The sequence below is a fragment of the Borborobacter arsenicus genome (assembly GCF_003934165.1).
Classification (GTDB): Bacteria; Pseudomonadota; Alphaproteobacteria; order Rhizobiales; family Rhizobiaceae; genus Pseudaminobacter; species Pseudaminobacter arsenicus.
In genome coordinates this window covers 48,298-69,491 of the sequence record NZ_RKST01000020.1, presented here as the reverse complement: position 1 = coordinate 69,491, position 21,194 = coordinate 48,298, and the positions used below count along the sequence as shown (strand labels likewise).

The 21,194-nt window shown below is 60.2% G+C and carries 18 protein-coding genes; 12 read left to right on the top strand and 6 right to left on the bottom strand.

Going from position 1 to position 21,194, the window contains the following annotated elements; translation table 11 throughout:
• The first annotated feature begins 11 nt into the window (after positions 1-11).
• From EET67_RS20265 to EET67_RS20255, 3 genes are read left to right on the top strand one after another with little or no spacing between them, the layout of a single operon-like run.
• Positions 12-998: a branched-chain amino acid ABC transporter permease gene (locus EET67_RS20265; RefSeq protein WP_128628029.1), complete on the top strand. Its 987-nt coding sequence runs from the start codon at positions 12-14 to the stop codon at positions 996-998.
• The gene (locus EET67_RS20260; RefSeq protein WP_165899973.1) at positions 995-1,753 is read left to right on the top strand and encodes an ABC transporter ATP-binding protein; all 759 of its coding nucleotides are present in this window, start codon (positions 995-997) and stop codon (positions 1,751-1,753) included. The genes EET67_RS20265 and EET67_RS20260 overlap by 4 nt, the downstream gene beginning before the upstream one ends.
• The gene (locus EET67_RS20255; RefSeq protein ID WP_128628027.1) at positions 1,750-2,463 is read left to right on the top strand and encodes an ABC transporter ATP-binding protein; all 714 of its coding nucleotides are present in this window, start codon (positions 1,750-1,752) and stop codon (positions 2,461-2,463) included. The genes EET67_RS20260 and EET67_RS20255 overlap by 4 nt, the downstream gene beginning before the upstream one ends.
• A gap of 569 nt (positions 2,464-3,032) precedes the next feature.
• Here EET67_RS20255 and EET67_RS20245 read toward each other — a convergent pair.
• Positions 3,033-3,386: a pyrroline-5-carboxylate reductase dimerization domain-containing protein gene (locus tag EET67_RS20245; protein ID WP_128628025.1), complete on the bottom strand. Its 354-nt coding sequence runs from the start codon at positions 3,384-3,386 to the stop codon at positions 3,033-3,035.
• A gap of 270 nt (positions 3,387-3,656) precedes the next feature.
• Here EET67_RS20245 and EET67_RS20240 point away from each other — a divergent pair, with 270 nt between their 5' ends.
• From EET67_RS20240 to EET67_RS20230, 3 genes are all read left to right on the top strand, one after another.
• Entirely contained in the window at positions 3,657-5,096 is a 1,440-nt protein-coding gene (locus EET67_RS20240; protein WP_128628024.1) for an FAD-binding oxidoreductase, read from the top strand.
• A 534-nt stretch (positions 5,097-5,630) separates the two neighbouring features.
• Positions 5,631-7,772, top strand: a complete 2,142-nt coding sequence (locus EET67_RS20235) for a ParB/RepB/Spo0J family partition protein (protein ID WP_128628023.1) — start codon at positions 5,631-5,633, stop codon at positions 7,770-7,772.
• Positions 7,773-7,886: 114 nt separating this feature from the next.
• On the top strand, positions 7,887-9,080 hold the full coding sequence (locus EET67_RS20230; protein WP_128628022.1) for a DUF932 domain-containing protein: 1,194 nt from the start codon (positions 7,887-7,889) through the stop codon (positions 9,078-9,080).
• A 177-nt stretch (positions 9,081-9,257) separates the two neighbouring features.
• Here EET67_RS20230 and EET67_RS20225 read toward each other — a convergent pair whose 3' ends face one another.
• Positions 9,258-10,448: a DUF1173 domain-containing protein gene (locus EET67_RS20225; RefSeq protein ID WP_165899980.1), complete on the bottom strand. Its 1,191-nt coding sequence runs from the start codon at positions 10,446-10,448 to the stop codon at positions 9,258-9,260.
• Between the two features lie 482 nt (positions 10,449-10,930).
• On the opposite strand from EET67_RS20225, the gene EET67_RS20220 reads away from it, so the two are divergent.
• Positions 10,931-11,968: a DUF7146 domain-containing protein gene (locus tag EET67_RS20220; protein WP_128628020.1), complete on the top strand. Its 1,038-nt coding sequence runs from the start codon at positions 10,931-10,933 to the stop codon at positions 11,966-11,968.
• A 319-nt stretch (positions 11,969-12,287) separates the two neighbouring features.
• Positions 12,288-13,229, top strand: a complete 942-nt coding sequence (locus EET67_RS20215) for a DUF2493 domain-containing protein (RefSeq protein WP_128628019.1) — start codon at positions 12,288-12,290, stop codon at positions 13,227-13,229.
• Here EET67_RS20215 and EET67_RS20210 read toward each other — a convergent pair.
• Entirely contained in the window at positions 13,156-13,644 is a 489-nt protein-coding gene (locus tag EET67_RS20210; RefSeq protein WP_128628018.1) for a plasmid pRiA4b ORF-3 family protein, read from the bottom strand. The genes EET67_RS20215 and EET67_RS20210 overlap by 74 nt on opposite strands.
• A gap of 897 nt (positions 13,645-14,541) precedes the next feature.
• On the opposite strand from EET67_RS20210, the gene EET67_RS20205 reads away from it, so the two are divergent.
• Both EET67_RS20205 and EET67_RS25685 read left to right on the top strand, forming a co-directional pair.
• Positions 14,542-14,865 (top strand): DUF736 domain-containing protein, encoded by a 324-nt coding sequence (locus EET67_RS20205; protein WP_128628017.1) that lies wholly within the window; start codon positions 14,542-14,544, stop codon positions 14,863-14,865.
• Between the two features lie 65 nt (positions 14,866-14,930).
• Positions 14,931-15,071: a hypothetical protein gene (locus EET67_RS25685; protein WP_165899975.1), complete on the top strand. Its 141-nt coding sequence runs from the start codon at positions 14,931-14,933 to the stop codon at positions 15,069-15,071.
• A 460-nt stretch (positions 15,072-15,531) separates the two neighbouring features.
• Here the strand turns inward: EET67_RS25685 and EET67_RS20200 are convergent, their stop codons facing one another.
• The 3 genes from EET67_RS20200 to EET67_RS20190 all read right to left on the bottom strand — a co-directional run bounded on the left by EET67_RS20200 (position 15,532) and on the right by EET67_RS20190 (position 17,255).
• Positions 15,532-16,035 carry a helix-turn-helix domain-containing protein gene (locus EET67_RS20200; protein WP_128628016.1) on the bottom strand — a complete coding sequence of 168 codons (504 nt, stop codon included), beginning with the start codon at positions 16,033-16,035 and terminating at the stop codon, positions 15,532-15,534.
• 165 nt (positions 16,036-16,200) lie between these two features.
• Positions 16,201-16,347, bottom strand: coding sequence for a hypothetical protein (locus EET67_RS26125; protein WP_245451082.1), 147 nt, complete (start codon positions 16,345-16,347; stop codon positions 16,201-16,203).
• A 206-nt stretch (positions 16,348-16,553) separates the two neighbouring features.
• Positions 16,554-17,255 carry a ParA family protein gene (locus tag EET67_RS20190; protein WP_128628014.1) on the bottom strand — a complete coding sequence of 234 codons (702 nt, stop codon included), beginning with the start codon at positions 17,253-17,255 and terminating at the stop codon, positions 16,554-16,556.
• 269 nt (positions 17,256-17,524) lie between these two features.
• Here EET67_RS20190 and EET67_RS20185 point away from each other — a divergent pair, with 269 nt between their 5' ends.
• Both EET67_RS20185 and EET67_RS20180 read left to right on the top strand, forming a co-directional pair.
• Positions 17,525-17,920 (top strand): plasmid mobilization protein, encoded by a 396-nt coding sequence (locus EET67_RS20185; RefSeq protein ID WP_128628013.1) that lies wholly within the window; start codon positions 17,525-17,527, stop codon positions 17,918-17,920.
• Positions 17,920-20,367 (top strand): relaxase/mobilization nuclease domain-containing protein, encoded by a 2,448-nt coding sequence (locus EET67_RS20180; RefSeq protein WP_128628012.1) that lies wholly within the window; start codon positions 17,920-17,922, stop codon positions 20,365-20,367. The genes EET67_RS20185 and EET67_RS20180 overlap by 1 nt, the downstream gene beginning before the upstream one ends.
• Positions 20,368-21,194 lie beyond the last annotated feature (827 nt).

Genomic DNA, 21,194 nt, shown 5'->3' with positions numbered 1-21,194 from the left:
GTGGGGCATCGATGAAAGCGCGCTGGCTGGACATCCTTTTCCTCGGCGCACTCCTCTTCGTGCTGGTTCTGCTGCCGCTCCTGGTCAACAACTACTGGTTGCGCATCGCCACCGGCGCGCTGATGTGGGCGGGCCTTGCCTGCTCATGGAACATGCTGGGCGGCTATGCTGGCTACATCAATTTCGGGCATTCCGCGTTTTTCGGCCTCGGTGCCTATGTGACGGCGCTGATGATGGTCGATCCGCTCGGCCTGCCGTTCGCGGCCACCATTCCCGCCGGCATCGCAGTGACGGCCGCCTGCGCAGTCATCATCGGCGCACCAACGCTCAGGTTGCGCGGCGCCTACTTTGCCATCGCCACCTGGGCGTTCGCAGAGGTGCTGATCCAGTTCGCGACTGTCATGGAGTTCACCGGCGGCATCGGCGGGCTCAGCCTGCCGCCTTTCCTCAATGAACGCTTCTTCTACTTCGCCATGCTCATGGCCGCGGCGCTGACCTATCTCGTGACCTGGGCGCTGTTTGAGCACTCGCGGTTCGGGCTGAAGGTGAAGGCGCTGCGCGACCACGAGCCTGCTGCCGAGGCGATGGGGATCAACACCTCGCTGGTCAAGCTGCAGACCTTCGTGCTGAGTGCAGTCACGGCGTCCGTGTTTGGCGCGATCTTCGCCTACTGGGTCACCTTCATCAATCCCAAGAGCGTGTTCGGCGGCGATATCACCGACCAGATGGTTGTCATGGTGCTGCTGGGCGGCCTCGGCACGCTTTGGGGCCCGGCCATCGGCGGCGTGGCGCTGTTTGTGGTCAATCGCCTGATATGGATGTATTGGGGCGACACTGCCTTTTACATCGCCATCCTCGGCGCGGCCATCGTGCTGGTTGTGCTGTTCCTGCCCAACGGCATCGCCGGTCTATTTGCCAAGCGCGGACGCGGTTCCGTCAGCGTGCTCGGCAAGGCGGTAGAAAAACTGGTCGGCGCCGGCGAGGGAGATCGCAAGTGAGTACCTCGACCCAGCCATTGACCCAAAAACCGGATGCCGCTGTCGATCCCATCCTCGTCGTGCGCGGCCTCCACAAACATTTCGGCGGCATCAAGGCTGCTGACGGCGTCGACCTCGAGGTCGGCCGGTGCGAGATCGCCGGCCTGATCGGCCCCAATGGCTCTGGCAAGTCGACCTTGTTCAGTCTCGTGTCGGGGACCGTGGCCCCCGACAAAGGGGAGGTCCGTTTCGACGGCCGCGATATCGCCGGCCAGAACGCTTACAAGGTTGCACGGTTGGGCCTTGCGCGCACCTTCCAGATCCCCGCCCTGTTCGACAATATGACGGTAACGGAAAACCTGCTCGCGGCGGCTGCAGAGGGCCACTGGCCGGGCGCGCACGAGAGGGCGGCCGAGACGCTGGCGCTACTCAAGCTGGAGCACGTCGCTGACAATCGCGCCTCTGATCTCTCGGGCGGCCAGCAGAAGCTCCTGGAGTTCGGTCGTGTTATCATGCGGCAAGCCTCGCTCATCCTGCTCGACGAGGTGACGGCCGGCGTGCATCCCAACATCCGCAAGATCATCCTTGAGGCGATCGCAAAGCTACGCGAGCGCGGCGTATCCTTCCTCATCATCGAGCACGACATGGAGATGGTGCGCAGCGTATGCGACCGCATCATCGTCATGGATTCGGGCAGGGTGGTGACAAGCGGTCCCTTCGAGGAGATAGTGCGCAACTCCGAAGTCATGAAGACCTACCTGGGACGGCCGCAATGAGCGCGCTCGTCGCCGATAACGTCGTCACGGGCTACGGCAAGCAGAAGATCGTTCGCGGCGTATCGCTGGCTGCCGAGGCAGGCAAGATCACCTGCATCTTCGGGCCGAATGGCTGCGGCAAGTCCACCCTGCTCAAGGCCATCGCCGGCGCGCTGCCGGTCTGGAGCGGCACAACCCGGCTTAACGACGTCACACTGAGTAACCTTCCGGTCCACGAAGTGGTCCGGCAAGGCCTGGTATTGATGCCGCAAGGCGGCGGCGTGTTCCCGCGCCTGACGGTGATGGAGAACCTGCGCATGGGCGGATACGCCATTGCAGACCGGCAACTCGTGGAGCGGCGTATCGAGGCGCTGATCGACCAGTACCCATCGCTGGCACGGCGCCGGCGCACGGCGGCGGGGTCGCTGTCCGGCGGCGAACAGGCCATGCTGTCGCTGGCACGCGCCCTGGTTTCAGAACCGCGCTTCATCCTGCTCGACGAGCCCTCGGCCGGCCTGTCGCCGGCCATGGTCAATGAAACGCTGGAGCGCATCACCACGCTTACCGTGCAGGGCATCGGCATCTTGATGGTCGAGCAGAACATCCGTGAGGCCATGCCCTTGGCCGACAGGCTCTACATCCTCGCCGCCGGTGAGAAGCGCTTCGAGGGCAGCCCGCAGGATGTGCGAGACGACCGCCAGGTCATGGATATTTATATGGGTGGAGCATAAACGCCTACTGGGCCGGCCAGTCGGTAATTCCAGCGGCCAATGCGCATCGTCGTGGGTCTGGAACGAAGCGCTTGAGAGTTATCGCTTCATTCCTCGTACCCTCTTCGATTTGCATTCTTCGGATTTTGCGCTTTCAGGAATGATATTTTTTTGATCCGGCCGTCTGTGTTCGCCGCCTGCAATTGATCTGGCGCTCCCTCGTTTCGCCTTGCAATCACTTGGTGTCACCTCAGGCGGTAAGCCTGGCCAGCCCTATCAGTTTTGTTTTTATCTGCACGGAACCCTTTCAGGCCCGGCGAATTGCTTCATGTGCTCCACGAAAAGGGAAAAGGTGTCGTATGAAAGGAATCGTGCTTTGGCTGATGGGTGTACCGCTCATCGTGATCATCCTGCTTTATCTCTTCGTATTTTAAGGATGATGACGTGATGCGCAGGAATCGAGAGAGAACGAACCTGTCGATGGAGTTCCTTTGGCTTTTGTTTCTGCCGAGATTCCACCAGCCGGCAACGGCGTCATCGAGTTAGCCTGAGTAACCCATTGTGTCTGGAGCAATCTATCATTTCATCTTTCAGGCAGGAACTGGACGCGGGATAACCTTAGCCGGAGACGGCTCCCATGGCGGCTGCCTTGGTGGCTGCAGCTCTAGGCCCGAGGCGACGGCTTCGTTGAAGCCGCGGTCCAGCATAGCCTGCAAGGCTGCGGTAGTCGTACCGCGGTAGTCGACATCTCCTGAACGATCTCGCTGGTCTTGCTTGGCAAACAGCTGGTTTGCGCCGGCAACCACACCTTTGGCTGCGCGCTCAGCAAAGGCATACGGGAGCCCTTGGGTGATGGTGCGGGCAATCAGCGCTTCCGACAACAAGGTTGGGAATGCCGCCCCCGAACGGTCGCGGTTGCGATCGGGCTGCGTAATGCTCGACATGACGATGTGCCGGAGGTCTATCGCGGCAATCGCCCGCCGTTAAGAGGAGGCAAGCGCTGCGCGTTGACATTAAACGCATGAAAGAGAGCAAGGACTACGCCGGGCCGGTTTTGACAGGGCGCGCAAATTTGTCCGTAAAACATGCGCGGCCGCTCGGTTGGAGCAAAGCATCTTTTGGATTGCTTCCGCCTTTTTGCTTGTCAATCTGGCTGAAGCGGCGCACCGTGGACGCGGCGGTGGGCAGGCCCAAGCTCCTGGGAGGAACGGGTCATGCTCGACACAAACATCGTCAATCTGGACACTGGAATAACCACAGTCAACGCCGAGGAGATCGAGGCTCTCGCAGCAAGACTGCGCGGAAGAGTCCTTGAACCCAGCGATGTTTCGTATGACGAGGCGCGCTCGGTCTGGAACGCTATGATCGATCGGCGGCCTGGCCTTATCTTACGATGTGCTGGCGCCTCTGACGTCGTCCATGCAGTGCGCTTTGCACGGGAGCACAGCCTGCTCTTGTCGGTGCGCGGCGGCGGTCACAACATTGCCGGCAACGCCGTCTGCGACGGCGGTCTGTTGATTGACCTGTCCCAGATGCGTTCGGTGCGCGTCGATCGCTCAATCCAAAGGGCATGGGTCGAGCCAGGAGCACTCTTGGCAGACGTGGACAAGGAAACCCAGGCTTTTGGATTGGCTGTTCCAACGGGGATCAACTCGACAACCGGTGCCGCGGGCCTGACTCTCGGTGGAGGCTTCGGATGGCTCGCGCGTAAGTACGGCCTGACGATCGACAACTTGATGACTGCAGACGTGGTTACTGCAGACGGCGAACTGCTGCGTACCAGCCTGACAGAAAATTCGGATCTATTCTGGGCGATCCGCGGCGGCGGCGGCAACTTCGGTGTTGTAACGACCTTTGAATTCCAGCTTCACCAACTGGGCCCGCAGGTGCTTGCCGGTCTCGTCGTCCATCCATTTGCCGAGGCTTCAACAGTATTGAGGAAATACCGCGAGGCGCTCGAAAGCGCAGCTGACGAACTCACCTGCTGGGTGGTCATGCGGCAGGCCCCGCCACTGCCTTTCCTTCCATCCGAATGGCACGGCAAGGAAGTCCTCGTCCTTGCAATGTGCTACTGTGGCGACCTTGAAGAGGGGGAGAAAGCAACTGCACACCTGCGCTCGATCGGCGTCCCGATCGCTGACGTGGTCGGTCCCACTCCGTTCACAGCCTGGCAGCAAGCATTCGACCCTCTTCTCGCACCGGGTGCCAGGAACTATTGGAAGAGCCATGATTTCACCGAGCTGTCGGACGAGACTATCGATGTCCTGATCGATGCCGTCCATCGCTTGCCGGGGCCCGAATGCGAGGTGTTCATCGGACATGTCGGTGGTGCTGCCGGCCGCATCGCAAACGATGCGACGGCCTTTCCGCAGCGGAGTTCGCACTACGTCATGAATGTCCACGCCCGTTGGCGCGAAATCCGTATGGACCGGCCCTGCATCGACTGGGCGCGCGATCTGTTTGAGGCAGCAAGGCCCTATGCCGCAGGAACCGCATATATCAACTTCATGCCCGAGGACGAGATTGAACGTGTGGAGGCAGCATACGGTTCTAATTTTCAGCGCCTGATGGAGCTGAAGCGGAAGTACGATCCGCTGAACCTGTTCAGGATGAACCAGAATATTAGGCCCATTGCGGAAATCCGGGCTGCTTAGGATACAGCCGTACCCCGCAGAGCAAGAGCTTTGGCAAGCCGCACGCAGGTGAAGGCAGCACCGTCACCGGCACGCAGCCGTCCGGTAACGTCGGTATTGTGCCGCGATTCCAGAACACCCCGGATCGCGCCGGGACTCAACGCAGCATGCAGTAGTCCGGCCCCCAGCTTTTGGCCTGATGGTTGCCCACATGCCTGCGCGACGGCGGCAAGGCCGGCCCGGCTGCCCATTGCGCAACGAGATCCTCAACTCGAACCAGACAGGGCATTACTAGCGTGTCAGCGCGATCGGATGATCCGTGGATCATCCCAATCCCTGCCCACTCGATTGGTGACGCGAACGGCCAATCTGCCCGCCACGCTCCGCCGTATTGTCATCGCCGAAGCCACTGCGTGTCGCTGCCGCCGCTGCTGGTGCCAGTCCAGAACGGTGAGGGGCGTTGGTCTGGCGGAGTGGAAGAGGGGGGAGGGGGCGTTCGTGGCGGGTTGAAAGGTTCGGAGAGAGGCTCCGGCCGGCCCGCCACGGAGAACCGACATGGCAAAAGCCATTCAGAAAATCACCCTGAACCAAGCGGAGAACATTTCCTTCGACAAGATCGAACTGTCGCAGAAGAATGTCCGGCGCATCAAGAACGGCGTCACAATCGAGCAACTTGCCGAGGACATTGCTCTTCGGGGACTGCTGCAAAGCCTGAACGTTCGTCCTATTCGCGATGTGGATGGGGAAGAAACCGGTCGCTTTGACGCTCCGGCAGGCGGCCGCCGCTACAAGGCGCTCGAGTTGCTCATCAGGCAAAAGCGTATGGTCAAGACAGCGCCCACGCCCTGCATCGTCAATCGCGCCGAAACAACGTCGGCCGAAGAAGATTCGCTTGCGGAGAACACCCAGCGTGAGCAATTGCATCCGCTGGATCAGTTCAGAGCTTTCAAGACCCTGAGTGATCAGGGGTTGGACGTGGCCGAAGTCGCTGCACGCTTCTTCGTCACGCCGACCTTCGTCAAGCAGCGTCTGAAGCTGGCGGCCGTGTCGCCGAAGCTGCTCGACCTCTATGAAGAGAATGAGATCAGGATCGACCAGCTTGAGGCGCTCGCGGTCTCAGACGACCATGTTCGTCAGGAGCAGGTGTGGGACACGGTCTCCCGGTCGCATGTGCGGGAGGCCTATTATATCCGCCGGCTGCTCACCGAAACCGCCGTACGTGCCAATGATCGTCGCGCTGTCTATGTCGGCATCAACGCCTATGAGGCTGCCGGCGGTGTCGTCATGCGAGACCTGTTCGAGCAGGATCAGGGCGGGTGGCTCCAGGATCCGGCGCTGCTCGAACAGCTCGTTTTCGAGAAGCTGATGGCCGATGCAGAGACACTGAAGGCTGAGGAAGGCTGGAAGTGGGTCGATGCCGCAATTGACTTCCCGTATGGCCATGCCTCTGGGCTGCGCCGTTTCTACGGCAAGCAGGCCGAACTTGATGCCGAAGAGCTTGCACACTACCACGAGGTGAAGGCGCAGCACGATCAACTCGACGCTGAATATGCCGAGGCGGAGGACTATTCCGAGGAAACCGAAGCGCGGCTCGAAGAACTTAGCAATGAGTTGGATCAGTTCAACGACCGACCTTATATCTTCGACCCTGAAGAGGTTGCTCACGGTGGCGCGTTTATCTCCCTCGGTGCCGGAGGCGAATTGAAGGTCGAGCGCGGCTTCGTGTTGCCCGAGGATGAGCCTATCGTCGAGACCGACGACAGCGGTGCAAGCGACAGCGACCACGATAACAAGGGCGATGAAGCAGTTTCGGCGGCCGGTGGCGTCTCGGTCAACGGAAAGCCTGTCGACAGCGAGCAGCGGGAAGACGAGGATGACGAGATTTGCCCGCTCGCCGATCGCGTCATCGAGGACCTGACCGCAACGCGCACCATCGCGCTCAGGAACGCACTTGCCAACGATCCGGCGATGGCATTCGTCGCCGCACTGCATGCGTTCGTCCTGAAGGCCTTCTATGCTCACAGCTCGAACTCCTGTCTGGAGATCACGATGCAGACCACGACGTTCAGCCAGACCCAGGGATTGGGCGACACGGTCTGGGCAAAGGAGATCGAACAGCGCCATGAGGCGTGGGGTCACGATCTCCCGAACACTGCAGTGGATCTTTGGGACTGTCTGACCGCGCTCGACGAAGCCAGCCGGCAAGCACTGTTCGCACATTGCGTGTCGCTGTCACTCAATGCTGTGATCCAGCCATGGAACCGGCGTCATGCGGCAATCGCGCATGCCGAGCAACTGGTGCAGACAATCGGGTTCGATATGGTGGAGGCAGGTTGGACGCCGACGGTCGACACCTACCTTGGACGCGTGACCAAGGCGCATATCTTGCAAGCAGTCCGCGAAGCGAAGGGCGAGCAGGCGGCGCAATACATCGACCATCTCAAGAAGCCAGACATGGCGCGCGAGGCGGCTCGGCTACTCGAAGGCAGCGGATGGCTCCCTGAGCCGCTGCGGCGGGCTGTCGATGAAGCTCCTGCAGAGGGCTGTGACAACGCTATCGATGGGGCTGTTGAAGATGACACAAAAAAAGACGCCAACGTCGAGCCAGCTTCATTCCAGGCCGAGGACGTCGAAGGGGAGAACGTTGCTGCTCCCCAGGGTCTTGATGAGCATCGTGACCTCGACGCTGCGGAATAAATGACGACTGACGCTCAACCAGGGCCCGGCCCAGCGCCGGGTCATCTTTTATCCCACCAGCCCGGTTGCCGCACGAGCGGCCAACCGGGCTCTTTCGTTTCAGGAGACTTTATCATGAACACCATGCTTTCCAGTTCGCAGCGGCCCGTATCCTCTGGCTTCAAGGTCGATATCTCGCGCGGCGAGTGTATGGGCCGTGTCTCGTCCGAATGGTTCTCCCGTCCCGACGACGAGCGTTATCTGTCGCTCTCCGAGTTGCATCATGCCGTGAAATCCCGGGCCGATCGCTCGCGCGCCCGTACCGTGGAAAGCTCAGCGATCCGTGTGGAAGCCACGCGGGACAATGCCGAGCACCTCGCCCTAATCGTGCCGGGCAAGCGCGAGGCCCTCGCGCCAACGCACTGGAGCTACGGACAGCTCTGCAGCTTGGTCGGCGCTCCTTCAACCTACATGCGCCAGTTGCCCGCGCCGCTCGCGACTATCAATCTTCAGCACGGCCTTCTCAATCAGCGCGCCGAACTGGTGAAGACGCTGGAGATGGATGATGGCCGCGTCGAACTGCGGGCAGTGACCGGTCCCGAATACGGGCGTATCTGGGACTATGAGCTTGTGAGTGCTGTAATGAGCATTGCCGGTAATGGGACGGGCGACACGATTTGGAAGGTGCCGGGCGTTCTCGACTGGTCGACCATGACCCACAACCCCTTCGTCGACATCACCAGGGACACGACGACACTTTATGCCAGCGACCGCGATGTCTTTTTGTTTCTCGTCGACGACACGCACCCGATTGAGGCCGGCCGCCTCCCGAACGGCGAGCCGGATCTCTACTTCCGCGGGTTCTATGCGTGGAACTCCGAGGTGGGGTCGAAGACCCTCGGCATCGCGAGCTTCTATCTTCGTGCCGTGTGTTGCAACCGCAACCTCTGGGGTGTCGAGAATTTCGAGGAGATCACCATCCGGCATTCGAAGTTTGCGGCACAGCGTTTTGCCCATGAGGCAGCACCTGCGCTGGCGAACTTTGCCAATTCCTCTCCCGTGCCCTTCATCGCGGGTATCCGAGCGGCCCGCGAACGTATCGTCGCCCGCAACGATGAAGATCGTGACTCCTTCCTGCGACGCCGCGGTTTCTCCAAGGCCGAAACCGGGAAGATCATTGAGACCGTTTTGCAGGAGGAGGGTCGGCCTCCAGAATCCATTTTCGATTTCGTACAGGGCATGACCGCCCATGCCCGTACCAAGGCACATCAAGACACAAGGCTTGAACTGGAAGGCAAGGCGAAGAAGCTGCTTGAAAGCGCACCCTGAGCGCCGGGTCCGGTTATTCCGATCCGATGCCGTCGCAAGGCTTCTCACCGGGCGGCGGCATTTTCCAGTCCGTCAAAGATGTTGCGACGGTGATCTGCGCGAGATGGTTGATCACCTTCGGTCAACCGATCCGGATGCCAATGCCTAACCAGGCAAGGACACCTCCAGTTCCCGATATCAGGGGAGTCTCGGCATTTCCCCGTCTCCAACCCTCCAGATCCACGGCGTTATTTCAGGCCTCGCTGCTATCATCTCCGCGATGGCGTGCTCGTAGTCGTTGCCGGCTGCTGCAGGAACGATGAACATTGCGACAGGTGCAGGCTTTTGTTCCGGTAGTGTCACCGACACGATAGGCTGATCGCGTGATAGGTTGAAGCGTAATCCCTTGACGCTCTTGCGCTTGAGGACACTCAACCTTTCCAACAGCCGCAATTCGTCGACGGTCTCAAATGGAAGCCAGTGCTCGTTGACGATCATCAAGGCAATCTCCTCGACCGAGGCGATGCCGGCTGTCGAAATGCCAAACGTGGCGATGACGATCAGGTGGAAGGACTGGTTCGAACGCCAAAGCTCCAATTCGGCTTCGTAGCCTGTGGCCAAGTGTCGCCACGTGCCGTCCTCAGCCATCAGCGGAAACGGCAGATGCCGCACCACGACCTTGTGACCCTCCCGCGCAGAGGCGAATTCCTTGACCTCCGCAACGATCAGCATCAGCCTGCGGGGTCCCTGGCCCATCACCTGGACGCCCTTGAGTGCAGCCGCGCGCCTGGCGGTGATGCCGTCCTTGTCCTCGGGACGAAAAACTTCTGGGACGAACAGCATGTCGTTCAAGGAGCCGCCGCTCGCGGTCATTTGCGAAGCGGCATTGAGAAGGCTGTTTCGCACTCGGCCCCAGCCACGTTTGCCCGTCCAGGTGGAACGCCATTCCGTCAGCTCTCCAGCCTCCCACAGATAATGAAGCAAGGCCCGCAGCGACAGCTTCTTCGCTTCGCTGTGGATGCTCGGCCCCGACGGCTCATCAGGTGCGCCAGGCAATGCCCGCGGCCCCCTTTTGGTCAAGGGAAAGTCCAGCTTCAGCTCAGCTTTTCCCGTAGCGTCGATCTGGATCGCAGTGCCGATCAGCGGCCCGAGGCCGGAAAGCTCGTAAGGCGGTTCATAAGACGGGCAGGTAGGATCGTGATCGCGCCCTGACAGCGGCATGCGCTTGACCAGATATTGCCCCTCCAAGCGTGCGATATACATTGGAGCGGGCGGCTCCTTGCACATGCATAACGGTCGAAGCCGTTGCTCGTAGGCATGCTGAAGAAGCGGCCTCAATTCCGGAGAGTTCTCGCTTAACGTCCGGCTGCCGATCCTGAATTGTCGCACCTCTTTCCTCCCTGTCTTCCGACCGAGGGCGCACATTCCGCCAATCTTACCGAGAGGGCATAGCACGCATGACGTGAATCATGTCATCAGAAATGAGGAAAAATAGTTGTAGATCGCTGTGACAGCTGCGAGGCTTAGAGTGAGAGAAGGGCCGGGATGAGGTGGCCTGGCGTGTTTGGAGAGCGTTCGGCGAGGTACCCCCATTTACGCTCTCGACAGGGCTCCCCCGATGAATGTGATCTCTTCCTCAGTCGCGAGCGCGGCGGCCGTTCCTCTCGTATTCTGTGACCGGTCTAGCCACTCCCTTCAGGATGCCAATGGCCCTCCTACCGCTCTTCGACTGGGCCTAACCGATTTGCACACGAGCATGACGAACATGTCCTGAGGTCCCGATGGGGCAGCTCGCAGCGCCGACATCATGGCCGTCGCTATCATGCTTGAGCCCACTGACGGAACCAGCCTGCTATAACGGAGGTACTTTCATGCTCACCGCCTCGGAACTGGCGGATCGTCTCGCGTGCGATGCCGAGGCGGTCTGCCGACATTATCTCTCTGCCGGCCGGCGCGCCGGCAATTACTGGGTCGCCGGCGATGTCGCCAACAGCGAGGGTCGCTCGCTCTATGTGCATCTGGTCGGTCCCCGCAAGGGCAGGTGGACGGATGCAGCGACCGGCCAGTATGGTGACCTGCTGGATCTTGTGCGGGAGACCTGCGGCCTTGTCGATTTCCGCGATATCGCCGATGAAGCCCGGCGTTTCCTGAGCGAATGTCAGCCCGAGTCCGCGCCGCCCCGCAAGGGCGACGCCCTGGATTATCCGCCGGCCGGCAGACCAGCCGCCGAACGGGCAAGACGCCTGCTGCGCATGACGCAGCCTCTGGCCGGTACGCTTGCTGACAGCTATTTGCGGCGGCGCGCCATTTTGCAGGCGTCGTTGCACCCGTCGCTACGCTTTCATCCGTCTTGCTACTACCGCGATCTCGTGACCGGGCGCACAACGAACTATCCCGCCCTGATCGCAGCCGTCACTGATCCAGTTGGAGCGATCACCGGCGTGCATCGTACATGGCTCGACCCGGATGGCGACGGCAAGGCGAACGTCGATACTCCCCGTCGTGCACTCGGTGGCCTGCTCGGCAATGCCGTGCGCTTTCACTTTCCTGTTCACGGGCCCGTGCCGGTCATGGCCGCCGGCGAAGGCCTTGAAAGCATGCTGTCGCTTGTCGTTGCAATGCCGGGCATGCCGATGGTCTCCGCGCTGACCGCAAATCATCTTGCTGCTTTCCATCTCCCAGGCGGCTGCCTGCGCCTCTACATTGCAGCCGACGCCGATGCAGCCGGCCGACACGGTATCGAAGCACTGAGCCGTCGCGCGCAGGCGCTCGGGATCCTACCACTCGTCCTTACCCCCGAACTTGGCGACTTCAACGATGACTTGCGCCGGCTCGGGCCGGACCGCGTCAAGGCTCATCTCAGGCCGCAACTCGCGCCGGAAGATACGCTGACCTTTCTGGCTGCGTGATAGCAGGCAGAGGAAAGCGAAGCGGGTACGCTGCAGCGTGGTAGGGGAGGCAGGTCCCAGCCACCGTCCTGTTGAGCGCTCCTGCGGGCCTGCCGGAAGGCGCCCTTACCATTCGGCCGGCGGGCCTCCAGCAGCCGAAGGCAGGTTTTTTCCCCGCGCCGGCAAAGCCAGCGCTCCTCGCGCAGCAAAAAGCCTGCCTTCGGCCGCCCGGCGCTGCGCTGGGCCGCGGCGCTGAGCGCCGCGGTTCCGGCCCGCCTGCGCATGGCAGGGACCGCCGTCAGGCCGCGAGAGGCGCGGCCCCAACAGGAAGGAGATCATCATGAACCTTTCGCTTCCCCTCGACGATGCCTTCGAGCCCGACCACGTGTCTTCCCCCACCGACCGCATCATCTACGAGATGCAGCTTTACGGCCATCGCCCCTTCCAGGGCGAACCCGACCGACGGCCGCTGCCCGAGGAGTCGGCCGTCCAGTCAGCGCTGACCACAATTTTTGACGTCCTGTTCGAGATGCTGGGTGACACGAGACTGGAGCCTGATCTTGAAGACTTGCTGTGGTCGACAGTCAATCTGTTCCACCGTGCTGGCGAGCGCATACAGCGCGAGTTGCAGCGCAACGAGGACGCGCAGCGCACCGGCCAGCAGGAGCAGGACGGAAGTGAGGTGAAGAGCGTCGAGCTCGAGCGCCTGGTCGCAGAGGGCATCACGCTTCTGGAGCGGCGCAATGCCTTCGAGTTTATGCGCGACCATGCGGCCGACCTGTTTGAGGCGCAGACCGGAACGGCATGGCGGCCGCGTACCGGATCCAAGGTCAATCACGCCAACATGACGGCGGCCGTGATCGACTCCAGAGATTTTCTGTCTGCCCGCCGCCGCGCCGAGACCGAGGTGCTCATTCCCACGGGCACCAAGATCGCCTTCGGTGGCGGCATCGACTACAATGATCACGAAGCGATCTGGAACGCGCTCGATCGCGCACGGACCAAGTTCCCCGATATGGTCCTGCTGCACGGCGGTTCTCCGAAAGGTGCGGAGCGCATCGCTGCCTGCTGGGCGCAAGCCCGCAAAGTCACGCAGATTGCCTTCAAGCCCGACTGGACGAAGCACGCCAAGGCGGCTCCGTTCCGCCGCAATGACGACCTGCTCTCGGTCATGCCGAGCGGCGTCATCATATTTCCGGGCTCCGGCATCACTGGCAATCTCGCCGACAAGGCACACCGTCTCGGCATCCCGGTCTGGCGGTTTGGAGGAGACGGCGCGTGACAGCCTGTGTCAAAAACGCCTGCGACTCTGATCTGAGGCGCAGGCATGAGGGCGCGTTCGGTTCACACCGGTCGCGCCCTTCGACTAGGATCGTGTGGCGCCAGCTATCGCCGAAATCATAGAGATAGCTGAAGGTGGCACCCTGTTCGAAGTCGCGAAGATGAACGTCTCGGAAACTGAAGACGCGAGGATCATCGTCAAAGGCATCTTCGGTCAACAACTCTATATCGCCGTAGCGCAGTCCTCCAATCCGGAACTCGTGAAGATGGTAATTCCACCAATTGAACGCCGCCTGGATGGCAAGGTGCAGTTGCTCGAGATTCCAGTTCGCCGGCAAAACCAGCCGACGCCAGACCTCCGGCTCAATCTCATCCAGCGAGGCATGAATCTGTACGGCATTGATGGCTTTGAACATTGCCGCATGTGAACAGGATGGGTAGGAAGGGGTCAAGTCACGCCACCCATTCATGGGAGACGCCATGCGGGTTTCCCCGCATGGCGTTTTCACACAACCTGGTGAGCACCGTTTTCCCATAAATCTGGAAGGTATGGATATTATGGAGATCGACAAAGGCGGATCGCCATGCGGCGGTTGCCGAAGCCGGCTGTCGGGCGTTTCTCGCGTGTGCTCAGCGACATCCATGCCGCCGGTCTGCCCGGATGAAATCCAGCCCCCGCAACGCCCGGCGTGGCTTGGGCCACTTGGGGGTTATTCGGAGGATGGCTCGCTTTCCCGCACCAATGCGCGTGTGAACAGATTTCCAACGTTGAAGGCCCTATTAGGGCGTTTCGTGCCCGATGTGGCGTGTTCCTCCCGGATCGTTGTGAGGCCATCCGCCCGCCGCAGGCGGGTCTCGATGCGGACGCCTGGTAGCCATGCAGACAACCGGAACCGTTCGCGCACGACCTGTTGATATCTGCAGCTGCAATGATGGGCAGTGACGCGGAGCGTAGCCTCGCATTCTTACAGTCCAGGCGTTTGGCGGCGATGTGTCCGATCGGGAAGCCTGATGTGTGTCGCCTTCGCTCGCTTCCGGACCAATCCCGTGTCATGTCGCCTTTGTAGAGGACCGCCTGCCTTATGCGGTCAACCCCGTTTGGGGTACACTCGACAAAAATTCAGGAAGATTCGATTTATGTTTCCAATTGCGGGTCAGACACTTTCCTTCCCGCAAGCGGGGCCCTGGAAAGTGCGGCCCGCTTGTTTCGGCAAATAGAATTTTCCAGAATTTGTGTCGAGTGACCGCAGCAGGACGGCCCTCTCCTTCGCCGACATCGGGAATGGTCCCGATGCAACCGAAGGAGAAGTATCATGGCCACCACGATCGCAAACCTTACCGCCAAGGCCGACGGCTCAATGGAAGGCGTGTTTGCCACGCTGCGGGTCAACGCTCCGATCACTCTTCTTCCGAACGCCAACAAGTCCCACGAGGACGCCCCCGACTACCGCATCGTGAACAAGCGCACCGGCTTCGAGATCGGCGCGGGCTGGTGGCGGACCTCGCAGCGCACTGGCAAGGAGACGCTCTCGGTCAAGCTCGAAGCCCCCGAGATAGGCGTGATCTTTGGTAACCTCGCTCCCGCACCTGGTGGCGAAGAGAACAGGAAGGTGATCCTCTGGAACAACCCGGATTGAACCACGATGGGCCGGCCCTGCGAGGGGTCGGCCCTCTTTCTGTCCTACACTATCGGCAGGCTTTCATGAGCTGCTATGCCATCATCGTCACAATCGCAGGCCCGCAAGACGCCACAATCGACTTCGATCCGCCGCTTCGCCCAAATTCGTACAAAACATTTCCCGACGAAAGCGGCGACGATCTTGCTTTATGGCTCTACGGTTAACGATGTGAAACGCTTGACGAACCGCATGCGACAGCCCTCGCCAAGCGTTAGGACTTCAGGTTGCTGCCCAAAAGGGTTGCTGCGCGGTTTGCCAATGACAAAGCGAAGGAGGGCAACAGCGCCGCATGACGCCCTGCTTGGCGCTGTTCTGCGATATCTGTAGTCCTGAGTAGCCGCATAATCGAGAGACCCCCACCGATCAACGATCCGGCGCACAAGGCAGATGTCGCCAAACAGGCTTGGCGTTGCCGACACGTGATTCTCGCTAAGCGGAGAGGTTAGGTCCAACGAGTTCTATGAATCGATCCGGCCCAATTGATTCAATGCGCTGATCGGTTGGTCAGAGCGGCACGCGGTTCGGCGTTGAGTGGGTCTGCTATTCAAAGCAGGAAGCTCAGGCAGGATGGCAATATTTCACCGGCTGTGACGACCCCGACCGCCCCTTGGGACGAACGCAGCGTCAGCCCCGACGCTTCTTATCTGTCTGCTTGGGCCCGTCCTCGGCGCCGCGATTCGGCGACAAACCCTCGACAAGCATAAGAAGGTTTTCTGCCGTTGACGCTGGCAAGTTCAGCATTCGCATCACCAGCTTGAACTTGACCTCGGCCTCCTGCTCGCTCTCACCGAAAAACTTCGGAGCCGCCGCATAGATTGCTTCGATCGGGGAGAAATCCAGCAGTTCGGCGAGATGGAGCAGCCGGGTCACCCTGAGCTTGGCTCCGGCTCGCTCATGCCGTGCATAAATCTCGTGATGAAGCCCGACCATCATGCCGACCTGCTCGCGATTCAGGTTCTGCGCATCGCGTCGTTCGCGCAGGTAGCGACTCAACTCTTCCTCTATGGCCAACAGGCTGCGAACGCCGTCAAAACCCGGCCTGCGATAGATCGGCTTCTCGACTTCGGAATCGTCGGTTTGGACAAGGCCGTGCTTGTCGATGTATGAGTGGATGTCCTTGATGGCCATCTGGATGACGCAGCCTGGTTTCCGTTGCCCGATTTGGTCAAAGTGACGTCGAAAATCCCACCGAGCTGGAGCCGACGCAAATATTTTGCTCCAAATCTATAGTGTTCCTAGCAGGGATTCGGCCCCAAGTTCAACTCGCTCTCGATCGCCGCGTTTGCGGTTCTCTCAATGGCCATTCGCGTCAAGATACCGCCGGATTGCCTTTTCCATGATGGCCTGCATGGACGTGTCCATGTTGAAGGAAGCCAGCTTCAGCCGCTGCTTGGTGTCGCGGTCGAGATTGACGTTCACGTAATGGCTCGCCCCTTTCATCCGCGCTCTCTTCATTTGCCGTAGTGCCTTGCCCGCGTCGCTGGATTTCCCAGCCTTTTCCTGAACGTCCGGCGTCACAGGTTCCAACACGACGCCGGTTGAGACAGTGCATTCAACCTGAACATTTGCCGGACTTTCGACCGCCTCCTTGTGCTGCTTTCGCGAGGCTAAGGCGAATTCGTCGAGCGACAGAATCTCTTTTCCACTCATTCCGCACGACCCTTCAGTGCCTTGCCGGTGAGCAGTTCATCGACTTCCTCTACCAACGCCTGCGTTTCGCGCCGCGCCTTGGTGATTGCCTCTGTCAATTCCTGCATCTGGAGCGTTCCGATCCCGTTGTGGATGTCTTTGTAGACATTTCGTTCGAACACCTCGGTGCGAAACAGATAGGTCCCGACCTTGTCCTCAACGATCGGCCGGATCTTCCGATACAACTCCGTATGCCGAACGGGGACAGTGATCCGGGTCCGTAGCACCCCATGCCGACAGTGCCGACCCAGGGCCCCGTTGACGCGTACCACATTCTCGAAACTGTCGATGGCCCCGAGCACTTCGCGTTTGGAAGGTTGGATCGGCGAGATCACAAGATCGGCCCACGCAATTACGGGATCGACGATTGAAGTGTCTTCGCCGGGCGTATCGATCAGCACGTGATCGTATGCGCGAGCGTTTTCCTCCATCCATCGTTCCAGTCCCTTTGTGGTCTTGTGGCTGTAGACCTCGATGCCTTCAGCTTCGGCGTCCTTCGCGTGGCAGTCCGTCCACCACGTCGTGAGATTGTTGCGGGCGTCCATGTCGATCATGGCGACGCTCTTGCCACGGAGGGCGTATTCGCCGGCGATGTTCATCAGCGCGGTGGTTTTGCCCGCGCCTCCCTTTCCGTTGATGGCAGCAATCACGACGGTCATCGGCTATCTCCAGGAAAATGTGCCTCTCCTCAGAGGTGAATCCATTTCCGTGTGGACATGGACTCACATCGATATAGAAACACACGAATTTAGAAAAGCACAATCATATTAACATTATTAAATACGCATAATGCGGATTAATTGCTAAAATCAAAATCATATATGTTGGCAGGATACGGAAAAATGTGATACATTTTTCCTGACGATCGAGGGAGAGGCCCTCGATCTGCGGCTCGGGCCGCAGCCACTCTGATCGAGGCAGAACCTCGATGGCTCGCAGCCATTCACAAACGTTGAAGATGAGAAACAGGGTGGTGCATATCCGCTTGTCACCTACTGAATTCGATGCCCTGAAAGAGGCTGCGAGAGCAGCCGGCATGACGGTTTCTGCTTTCGTGCGCTCGCTTTCCATGGAAGGGGCCGGCGTGCGGCCCTTCCTTGGGGAGGGAGATCGTGCCGTGCTCGGGCTGCTAGCCGACGGCATGCGCGCGATCGGCCGAAATCTTAATCAGATCGCTCGAGCCGTTAACACTGGGAAAGTACCGGCTGAGGCCCAGTTCGCGGGGAATATCAAGGATGCACATTCCGTCGCAATCACGGTGGCTTCGGAGCTGGCAGAGATGGCAAGGCGATCAGCTGCGCTGCGACGTGGGGAGGGCATCTGATGGAATTTCTACCGGGCGCGTTCGAGCGGGAGTGGGAGCGCCAGCGCGCCATGATGGCGCATGAGATGCAGATGGGCCAGCTCGAGAAGATCGACTGGGATGAGCCGCGAAGGGGAGGGGTGTCGCGACTGCCGGATCAGGGTCCCGATAGCTTTGGCCGCGTGCGCCGGTGGCATGGTGGGAGCCGCGAGTGCTGGCCGCGTTATGGGGCAGGTTTTACTGGCCGCTCGATGCGTATGCGGTTCACGGCACTGGCGCGAGGAAGTCAACCGGCCGTCGTCAAGCTTGCTTCCTATGGTGGTGGCGCGCGAGCGACAGCGATGATGAACTACACGTCGCGGGGCGGGGAACTGGCCGTCGAGAACGAGCGCGGTGAACGGGTGGTTGGCAGGAATGCACTCTCCGAGCAACGGTCGGAGTGGGAACATCTTTTCGACAATCGCACCGCCAGCCGGGATGTCGGCGTATTCCATGTCTCACTCGACACGGCCGCGATACGCAGGGGCGTCGACCGGGGTGGCCGGCTACGTGAGATCTTGCGGTCGGGACTCGGCGATCGACGGTTCGTCTACGTTGCTCGGGAGCGAGCACAGGGTGAGCTTTATGTGAGCGGTATCGTCGTTCTGCGCGATGGGGACGGAGAGCGGCTTACCGGCGACTGGAAAGCTGCGGAGATTGTTCAGCAGCGCTATGACGGTACCGACATCGGCCGGGACGTCGAGGCGCGCTTCCGATTCCATGGCTATGGAAATGGCGTGGAGTGGGCTACAGCGCGAGTCAGGGATCTGGTCGCGAGCGCCGACGGCGAGGTCTACGACGAGACCGGCAGGCCGATCCGTGGCGCCGGGGCGGCTGGCGATCTTGTCCAGAAGGAATGGCGTAAGGAACTGCACAGCCGCAAGGGCAGAGACGTCATGCACCTTATCGTCTCGGCGCGGGCCGGCACCGATGCACCGGCCTTTGAAAGAGCTGTCCGTGAATTCCTGGGCCAGCAGTTCGCGGGGCATCGCTATGTGTTTGCCGTACATGATCCGGCGCTCGATCCAAAGGAGATGGCCGAAGGTGGCAAGCGGCCGCATGTGCACGCTCATGCCATTGTCACCGTGCGCTCAGAGACGGGTGAGCGCATCGTCACCAGCCCGCGACTGTTCCGGGCATGGCGCTCCGCGATGGCAGAAAAGGCGCGCGAGCAGGGCATCGACATGGAGTTGACCGATCGTCGTGAGTTCGCCAGCGCACCGGCCTACACCCGTAGCCAGGTACGCCCCATCAGCTATCGCGGCCGGACCAAGCATGAAGGCACGAGCCATGCCGCACACAATCGATATCAGGCAAAGCGGTCGAACGAAGCGAACCTCACCATATCGGATCGCAGCAGGCAGTACACCGCGAGGGCGGCACAAGCCTGGAGCGATCTCGCCAATGAGGAGCCTGGCACGCGGGAAGGCGCGTTTGCGATGCTGCAAAGGGCACGTCTTGAAGCCGCCACGAATATCGTTCAAAAGGATCTTTTTTTAACTGAAAATAGCCAATTATCTGTCAAAAATACCATTAATATGGTAGACTTGGCAAAGTCCGTGAGCGGTGAGGATGGACAGATGCGAGAGATGACGCGTCCGGAGTTCGAGGCATATGAAAAGCGCGTGGAAGCCGTTCTTGCCTCCGTGGAGCAGACGATCAATGCATCAGAGCGGATAGAGTTCAACGAGGTCGCGGCTGTAGTGCGCGAGGTGGTGGATATTCGCAGAGGATATCTCGATTTCACCGAGCGCCGGGCGGATCTTGAAGCTGGGCAGGGGTGGCACGACCGGCAGGACGATCCGCCTCAAAATCCCAATGCCCAGTGGGATGCCGCTGTTGCTCGGTTCGGACTGCAGGCGGTTGAGACAGCGAACGAGGTGCTTGTCGAGGTCAGCCATTATCGCGAGGGCCTTGACCAAATCGAAACGGGTGAACTGCCGCAGTCCTCTGCCGCAAACTCCCGCGCCGATCTTGAACGAGAAATCAACCGGGCGGCAGAAATGGCCGTCGATGGTGACAATCAATACATGCGCGAAATCGCGAAATCGGATCATGAATTGCAGCGAGCAATAGAACAGATTGAACAGTCCCGTGCTAAGGCCCGGCCGGACAACACGGTCGGACGCATACATTGGGAGTCCGATTTGTCGGACTCTCATGCGAGCAGCCAGAATGACGGTGCTCCTGGTGGAAGAGCACAGGGGGTGCCGGAAGCAGAGCGGCATCGTGACGCGGGCTGGGCCGCCCGCTCGATGCCTAGGCAGGAGCGCGGACATCCCGATGAAAGAGCGATCAAGAGGAAGCCGGTCCTGGATGCGGAGCCTACCAGATCCGATCCACCGCAACAGCATGTGCCCCGTCTGCGGCAGATTGAACTGGAGATTAAGGCAAGTCAGAACCGTGATCACCGCGATCGGGAAAGGTGAGGAGTGGTTATGAAGGACGATTGGCGTTTCAATCCGCTTCCTCCGCCGGAAGACTCCGAAAATCGACCCGACGAGCTTTGCTCGGTAGCGATGTTGGGGTTCGTCATCATCGCCCCGCTTATTTACTTTGGTCCCCAGCTTGGGCGCTGTCGAGGCTTGGTTCGTCGATATCTATCTCACGGTTGACGGCTGGGTTTGCGCCGATCAGGAAGCTTTTCTTCGGCGCCGGCGGCGCGTAGCGCCCGAAGAGTTGGTCGGCAGAGTCGCCTCGTGTCACGCGCGCGCACTACGTTTCCAATCTGGGTCGTCAAGCGTTTGGGCACATCGGGAGTTCAACCAAGAGCCCTGCTGCACCGACGGCGATATGAACTTTTCGCAATTTTCTTATAACCCTACATGCGTGCCGAAGCAGGGCTGACGGTACCGGGGAAGTTCACGGGCGACGTGCTCGAGGTGTTGAGGGAGGCCGGAACCTTTCGCCTTCAGGTGTCCTGGCCTTAATTGTCGCCCTCCATATGCTGCGTATCGGGAGGCAGGCTGCCGGTGCCTCACTGCAAGCAGGTGTGCTGATTTCGTGCAATTCGATCTCGCCAGCCTCGAATACAGCCTTCCGCTGGCCTTAGGTAACTTGAGAGAGACCAATCCAAGCGGTGCCGCATCGTTTCGATCCCATACGCGTGACGCAGTACGAGAACGCCGCTCGTCATAAGGTCGAATTCCTGACGCCAAATCGCAGTTCCGACGTTGAGCCAGGCCCGACGTATGAGATGCATAGAGCCTCGAATTAGCCGTGGTAGCCATGAAGTCCGGCAATCGTATAAGCTGCC

Excerpts from the sequence above, each read along its gene's own strand:
- EET67_RS20265 (WP_128628029.1), top strand. The coding sequence starts at position 12 with ATGAAAGCGCGCTGGCTGGACATCCTTTTCCTCGGCGCACTCCTCTTC.
- EET67_RS20255 (WP_128628027.1), top strand. The coding sequence starts at position 1,750 with ATGAGCGCGCTCGTCGCCGATAACGTCGTCACGGGCTACGGCAAGCAG.
- EET67_RS20245 (WP_128628025.1), bottom strand. The coding sequence starts at position 3,386 with ATGTCGAGCATTACGCAGCCCGATCGCAACCGCGACCGTTCGGGGGCG.
- EET67_RS20240 (WP_128628024.1), top strand. The coding sequence starts at position 3,657 with ATGCTCGACACAAACATCGTCAATCTGGACACTGGAATAACCACAGTC.
- EET67_RS20235 (WP_128628023.1), top strand. The coding sequence starts at position 5,631 with ATGGCAAAAGCCATTCAGAAAATCACCCTGAACCAAGCGGAGAACATT.
- EET67_RS20230 (WP_128628022.1), top strand. The coding sequence starts at position 7,887 with ATGAACACCATGCTTTCCAGTTCGCAGCGGCCCGTATCCTCTGGCTTC.
- EET67_RS20220 (WP_128628020.1), top strand. The coding sequence starts at position 10,931 with ATGCTCACCGCCTCGGAACTGGCGGATCGTCTCGCGTGCGATGCCGAG.
- EET67_RS20215 (WP_128628019.1), top strand. The coding sequence starts at position 12,288 with ATGAACCTTTCGCTTCCCCTCGACGATGCCTTCGAGCCCGACCACGTG.
- EET67_RS20210 (WP_128628018.1), bottom strand. The coding sequence starts at position 13,644 with ATGTTCAAAGCCATCAATGCCGTACAGATTCATGCCTCGCTGGATGAG.
- EET67_RS20205 (WP_128628017.1), top strand. The coding sequence starts at position 14,542 with ATGGCCACCACGATCGCAAACCTTACCGCCAAGGCCGACGGCTCAATG.
- EET67_RS25685 (WP_165899975.1), top strand. The coding sequence starts at position 14,931 with ATGAGCTGCTATGCCATCATCGTCACAATCGCAGGCCCGCAAGACGCC.
- EET67_RS20200 (WP_128628016.1), bottom strand. The coding sequence starts at position 16,035 with ATGGCCATCAAGGACATCCACTCATACATCGACAAGCACGGCCTTGTC.
- EET67_RS26125 (WP_245451082.1), bottom strand. The coding sequence starts at position 16,347 with ATGAAAGGGGCGAGCCATTACGTGAACGTCAATCTCGACCGCGACACC.
- EET67_RS20190 (WP_128628014.1), bottom strand. The coding sequence starts at position 17,255 with ATGACCGTCGTGATTGCTGCCATCAACGGAAAGGGAGGCGCGGGCAAA.
- EET67_RS20185 (WP_128628013.1), top strand. The coding sequence starts at position 17,525 with ATGGCTCGCAGCCATTCACAAACGTTGAAGATGAGAAACAGGGTGGTG.
- EET67_RS20180 (WP_128628012.1), top strand. The coding sequence starts at position 17,920 with ATGGAATTTCTACCGGGCGCGTTCGAGCGGGAGTGGGAGCGCCAGCGC.